This is a genomic window from Frankia sp. CeRuru1 (assembly GCF_977966315.1).
This window is the reverse complement of record NZ_CDWWEW010000293.1, coordinates 1-5,640: the sequence shown is the minus strand read 5'-3', so window position 1 is coordinate 5,640 and position 5,640 is coordinate 1. Positions and strand designations below refer to the sequence as shown.

The window sequence follows — 5,640 nt, the reverse complement described above, 5'->3', positions numbered from 1 at the left end:
GAAACCCGCCACCGTGGGGGGTGTCGCTGGGGTGGGGTTGGTGGCGGTGGCCGTAATGGTCGTGGTTACCCGGCACGATCTCTACCGGCAGCGGCGCTGCGGCGAGGGAGTCGAGTACGCGCCTGAACTCTTCGGGTGTGCCGTGGTCGGTGAGGTCACCGGTGATCACGGCGAATGCCGCGCCGTGGTCGGCTGCGGTCCGCAGCGCGTGGTGCAGGCCGCTGGTGGTGTCCGTCTGGTCGCCGTAGCGGGCGGCGAGCTCGACCGCCTGGGACGGGTCGCCGTCGATCGCGCTGACATGCGTGTCCGTGATGTGCGCGAATCGCAGCTCCCCTGAGGGAGCCGAGGGTGGTTGTGGATCGCCGCCGGCGCGGCTTGGGTGCAGCTGAAACAGCACCGGCTCCCCCGCTGCCGGGTGCTGCCACCAGCGGCCCGTCCAGCCGTTGGGGCGCCGGGCCCAGACCGGGCGCCCCGGCACGGTGCGGAGGCTGAACGAGCCGTCGTCGCGAGTGAACGTCCAGGTCCGCCCGTCGCTTACCGCGATCCCTGCGAGCGCGTTGCCGTGGATGGTGAGCACGGCGCCGATGATCTGCATGCCTGAGTCTAGCCTCCGACAATAGATCATTTACAACCCTTCGCATCATTATGTATAAAATTTCCTTACGGAAGTAAGATGTTGTTCAGATAAAGTTTCCCTTGGCCTGTCAGTGTCACCGTCATGACCCCACCCGGCCTCGCGCCGCCACCGCAGTCACAGGGGGCGGCCTCGACGAGGCTGTCCGGGTGGCCGGTGCTGTCCGGAACCGTCTGTACCGCTTAGTCCACTTGATGGAGGAACTGTCATGAAACTCAGCAGCGACCGCATCCTGACCACGCACACCGGCAGCCTGCCCCGACCGGCCGGGCTGGCCGAGCTGATCCGGGCCCGGGAACAGGAGACCCTCTCGGTCGCGGACGCCGAGTACCTGCCCGAGCGGATCGCGGACGCGGTTAGCGTGGTCGTCGACCATCAGGCGCAGGTCGGGCTGGACGTGATCAGCGATGGCGAAATGAGCAAGATCGGGTACGCCACCTACGTCAAAGAACGCCTCACCGGTTTCGACGTGGACGTTGCCGTTCCCGAGGGCGGCGGCCTGTCGATCGCTGATCTGGACGACTACCCTGGCATGGCCGAACGTTCCCTGGCCGGCTTGGAGACCGCGACACCGACCTGTACCGGTCCGATCAGCTACACCGGCACCGCCTTGCTCGATACCGATCTGGCCAACTTCGCAGCCGGCGTCAGCTCAATCTCGGCAGGATCGGGTCAGCCGGCCGAGCGGTTCATGAATGCCGCGTCACCTGGAGTTATCGCGCTCTATCTTCCGAACCAGTTCTATGCCAGCTTGGATGAGTACCTGTTCGCGTTGGCCGAAGGAATGAGGGCCGAGTACGAGGCGATCACCGCAGCCGGGCTGGTCCTGCAGATCGACGCCCCGGATCTGGCGATGGGTCGGCACATCCAGTACGCGCACCTGTCCGAGCAGGGATTCCTGGACCGGCTGCGCGTGCACGTTGAGGCGATCAACCACGCGCTACGCAATATCGACCCGGCGAGGGTGCGGGTGCACCTGTGCTGGGGCAACTACCAGGGCCCGCACCACAAGGACGTCGGCCTGGACGTCATCCTGGACACGATCATTCAGCTCAAGGCCGATGGGCTGGTATTCGAGGCCGCCAATCACCGCCACGCACATGAATGGCAGGTGCTGGCCGACGCGAAGATTCCCGAGCAGAAGGTCCTCATCCCGGGTGTCATCGACACCTCCAGCGTCTACGTCGAACACCCCGAACTCATCGCCCAGCGCATCACCCGCTTCGCCGACATCGTCGGCCGCGAGCGCGTCATCCCCGGAACCGACTGCGGCTTCGCGTCCTTCGCCACCTTCCTCGCCGTCGACGAGAGCCTGGCCTGGGCGAAACTCGAATCCCTCACCGCCGGCGCTCGACTGGCCAGCGATCGACTGTGGTCATGACCAGCACCACCCCGACCCACAGCACGACCGAGCACGACGCGGCGCTGCCGGTGCTCGACCTGCGCGAGTTCGACCCTGGCACTGATCCCGCGGTGCGCAGCCGGTTCCTTGAGCGACTGCGCGAGACCTGCCATGACGTGGGTTTCTTCTACCTGGTGGGGCACGGCATCGGTGACACCCTGTTCCGGGAGGTCGAGGAGGTCACCCGAGCGTTCTTCGCTCTGCCCGAAGCCGATCGAATGGCGATCGCGATGACCCGGTCGCCACACTTCCGTGGCTACACCCCACTGGGTGGTGAACTCACGAACGGTCGGGCCGACCGGCGCGAGGAGATCGACCTCGGCCCGGAACGCCCCACCCCGGCACTGACGGCTGCCGATCCGCCATGGCGGCGACTGCTCGGTCCGAACCAGTGGCCAGTCGCAATACCGCAGTTCCGCGCCACGATGTTCATCTGGCACGAGCAGATGGACACCGTCGGGAACCGCCTGCTGCGTGCCCTCGCGACCAGCCTCGGCCAACCTGACGACCGGTTCGACAGCTGGGTCGACCCAGACCCCGAGGCCACCATCAAAGCCATCCACTACCCTCCGTCCGGACCTGGCGGCGATCATCAAGGCGTTGGCACCCACCGGGACTTCGGGCTGCTCACCTTCGTCCTGCAAGACGCCGTCGGTGGACTGCAGGTGGAGCGCGACGGATGCTTCTTCGACGTCCCGCATCTGCCCGGCGCCCTGGTCGTCAATCTCGGCGAAATGCTGCAGCTCGCCACCCACGGCTACCTCAAGGCCACCGTCCACCGCGTCATCAGCCCACCCGCTGGCGTGCGGCGATTCTCGGTCATCTACTTCTTCAACCCGCGCCTGGACGCCACCCTCACTCCCATCGACCTGCCCGCCGAACTTGCCGCCCAGGCAACGGGCGGACACAGCGCTGACCTGGACAACCCCATCCTCGCCACCTACGGCGAGAACATCCTCAAGGTGCGGCTGCGTGCCCACGCCGACGTCGCGCAACTCCACCACGCAGATTTGCTCGCCGCCGAGAGCTGACCTGATCCACCGGCACACCGCAACCCGCCTTCGTGCTGGCCCGCGCGCCCCACGCGTCTCACGGCTCCCACGCGCGCCCAGTCATCCCCTGAACAGAAAGGCGATCCGCCATGACCGTTGATGCCCCGCCCGCATCGGTGGCAACGCATGTACCGCTACTGACCGAGGCCGAAACCCCGCCCGACCCACCGGTCACGAACCCGCTGCGAGGCAACCCCGGCATCGTCGGCATCCCGCTTACCATTGCTGGCGCGCTCGGACTCGGCCTGGTCGACGCCGGCTACGTGCCCGCCGAGGCCGCCGCCGCCGGCATCCCGACCATCCTCGCCGCAACCTCGATCGGGCTGCTGCTGGCTACCGTCTGGGCCGCCGCGCTCGGGCAAAATGCCTCGGCTAGCCTGTTCGCCGTTTTTTTCGGCTTCTACGCCAGCTACGCCGCACTCGCCCTCGGACTCGGGCACAACTGGTACGGCATCCCCGATGCCCAGATCGTGCACACGCAAGCCATCTGGCTGATCTGCTGGCTGGTCACCATTGCCATGCTCACTCTGGTCACCATACGGCTACCTTGGAGCTTCACCCTGCTCCTCGGCTTGGTCGACGTCGCCCTCGTCCTGCTGCTCGTCGGCACCCTGGAGGCCAACACCACCTTCATCCATCTCGGCGGGTACGTGGTCTTCGCCTTCGTTGCCGTCGCCGTCTACCTGTACGTCGATCTTATGTGGAGCGAGACCGGTGGCCGTGGACTTCCTCTCGGTAAGCCTCTCGTATCTTGACTCGGTCGCTGTAACAAAGTTGCATCGCAGCGTGTATTCATGATACAAGAGTTACACAGACGTTCTGGTTGACCGGCTCCTCGGAGGCTCACGTTGCTGACCGATTCCCTTGACCTCACGACCTGGCAGGCCAGGGGCGTTCTTCTCATGGACGGCTTCCTTGGCCCGGAGTGCCTGCGGGAGGTGCGACGCTGGATCGATGAGATCGAGGCCCTGCCGGGCAGCGAGGACGGTCTGCTGCAGTACGACGAGACCACCGGGGACGGGTTCTCGGTGCGGTGCCGCACCGAGAACATCGTGCCCTTCCATGACGGCATGCGTGCCCTGCTCACCCGGGGCACGCTGCTCGACATTGCCAGCATGTTGCTCGGCGAGCCCGCCGTCCTCTACAAAGAAAAGATCAACTATAAGGAACCCGGCGGCGCCGGGTTCGCCCCACACCAGGACGCGCCCGCCTACCCCTTTGTCCGGTCCACCATCACCTGCATGATCGCTATCGACGATTCCACCACCGACAATGGCTGCCTGGACGTCGTCGAAGGCATGCACCACGAGCCGCTCCCCACCGACGATGTCGGCTGCATCCCCGCCAGTCTCGCCGAGACCCTCCTCTGGAAACCCGTCCCAGTCCGCGCTGGGTCGTTGCTCTGGTTCAACTGGTACGTCCCGCACCGCTCCGGAGTCAACACCTCACCACATCGTCGCCGGGCCATCTACCTCACCTACAACGCAGCCTCCGACGGTGACCACCGCCACCACTACTACCAGGAAAAGCAGCACCGCCTAGCCGCCGGCACCGACCGAATCAGCCTCATCGGCCACTTCACCGGCGACAGCCACGTCAGCGCCCGGGGCACCGAGGAATCTGCATGAATACCGACCGGCTCCTCCACGGCACCTTCACTGGCGCGGACGAGTTCTGCGATGAACTGTTCGCCTACCTCACCGCCGTTGGCCAAAGTCAATACGACGAAACCGTCACCCAACTCGAACACGCCCGGCAAACCGCCGCCCTCGCCGAAGCCGACGGCTATGACCAGGCCGCGCAGGTCGCCGCGCTGCTGCACGATATCGGCCATCTCCTCCTCGACGAACACGACGCGCACCACGACTTCCTCGCCGAAGACCTCCATCACGAAATCGTCGGAGCACGCTACCTGACCCGCTGGTTCGGCCCCGATCTCGGCACTCCGGTCGCGCTGCACGTCAAAGCCAAGCGCTATCTCGTGGCCACCGACCCCGCCTACGCCAACAGCCTGTCCGCAGCCTCCACCCGAAGCCTACGCATCCAAGGCGGCCCGATGACTGGCAAAGAAGTCGATGACTTCCTTCGCCTGCCACATGCCGACCTCGCCCTCGCGTTGCGTCGGTGGGACGACAATGCCAAGCGAGCCGACGTCGCGGTACCGGAACTTGGCCATTGGCGTCCGGCTGTCTGCCGGCTGGTCAATGAGGCTTCCGCAGTGGTTTGACAGGCGGGTATGGCCCCTGACCGCCCGTCATCCGTGAAGGCGAGGAACGCGTACTGTTCTGTGCGGGTCACGCAGGTGCCGCCACCGTCGGCGGCCAGTTCAACGGTGACGAGCGACACCCAGTGGCGGCGACCGTCAAGAACGACCGTGTAGGTGAACACGATGCGTTCGTCGGCAACGACATCGAGAAACTGGGCGTGGTACTCGATCTGTTCCGGAACGCCGGTGGGGGCGAACGTGCCCCGGGCGATCTCGTGCCCGCCGACGCGGAAGTCCAGCTCGTGATGGGCCGTCCCCGGCTCGCTGGGTAGATGGAACCAGCGCT

The 5,640-nt window shown here is 65.8% G+C and carries 6 protein-coding genes and 1 pseudogene; 5 read left to right on the top strand and 2 right to left on the bottom strand.

The window, feature by feature from the left end:
• On the bottom strand, positions 1-595 hold a 595-nt coding region (locus AC08OP_RS18280), incomplete at its 3' end, for a metallophosphoesterase family protein (RefSeq protein WP_476615308.1).
• A gap of 247 nt (positions 596-842) precedes the next feature.
• Here AC08OP_RS18280 and AC08OP_RS18275 point away from each other — a divergent pair.
• The 5 genes from AC08OP_RS18275 (at position 843) to AC08OP_RS18255 (ending at position 5,315) form a co-directional block, all read left to right on the top strand.
• The gene (locus AC08OP_RS18275; protein WP_476615307.1) at positions 843-2,015 is read left to right on the top strand and encodes a cobalamin-independent methionine synthase II family protein; all 1,173 of its coding nucleotides are present in this window, start codon (positions 843-845) and stop codon (positions 2,013-2,015) included.
• Positions 2,012-3,067: an isopenicillin N synthase family dioxygenase gene (locus AC08OP_RS18270; RefSeq protein ID WP_476615306.1), complete on the top strand. Its 1,056-nt coding sequence runs from the start codon at positions 2,012-2,014 to the stop codon at positions 3,065-3,067. The genes AC08OP_RS18275 and AC08OP_RS18270 overlap by 4 nt, the downstream gene beginning before the upstream one ends.
• Before the next feature lie 110 nt (positions 3,068-3,177).
• A complete protein-coding gene (locus AC08OP_RS18265; protein WP_476615305.1) occupies positions 3,178-3,843 on the top strand; it encodes a GPR1/FUN34/YaaH family transporter in 666 nt (221 codons plus the stop codon).
• A gap of 93 nt (positions 3,844-3,936) precedes the next feature.
• Positions 3,937-4,716 (top strand): phytanoyl-CoA dioxygenase family protein, encoded by a 780-nt coding sequence (locus tag AC08OP_RS18260; protein WP_476615304.1) that lies wholly within the window; start codon positions 3,937-3,939, stop codon positions 4,714-4,716.
• The gene (locus AC08OP_RS18255; protein ID WP_476615303.1) at positions 4,713-5,315 is read left to right on the top strand and encodes a phosphonate degradation HD-domain oxygenase; all 603 of its coding nucleotides are present in this window, start codon (positions 4,713-4,715) and stop codon (positions 5,313-5,315) included. Before AC08OP_RS18260 ends, AC08OP_RS18255 begins: the two co-directional genes overlap by 4 nt.
• A 116-nt stretch (positions 5,316-5,431) precedes the next feature.
• Here AC08OP_RS18255 and AC08OP_RS18250 read toward each other — a convergent pair.
• Positions 5,432-5,566, bottom strand: a pseudogene (locus AC08OP_RS18250) (hypothetical protein); the annotation flags it as partial.
• Positions 5,567-5,640 lie beyond the last annotated feature (74 nt).

Coding starts and splice junctions, on each gene's coding strand:
- AC08OP_RS18275 (WP_476615307.1), top strand. CDS start 843: ATGAAACTCAGCAGCGACCGCATCCTGACCACGCACACCGGCAGCCTG.
- AC08OP_RS18270 (WP_476615306.1), top strand. CDS start 2,012: ATGACCAGCACCACCCCGACCCACAGCACGACCGAGCACGACGCGGCG.
- AC08OP_RS18265 (WP_476615305.1), top strand. CDS start 3,178: ATGACCGTTGATGCCCCGCCCGCATCGGTGGCAACGCATGTACCGCTA.
- AC08OP_RS18255 (WP_476615303.1), top strand. CDS start 4,713: ATGAATACCGACCGGCTCCTCCACGGCACCTTCACTGGCGCGGACGAG.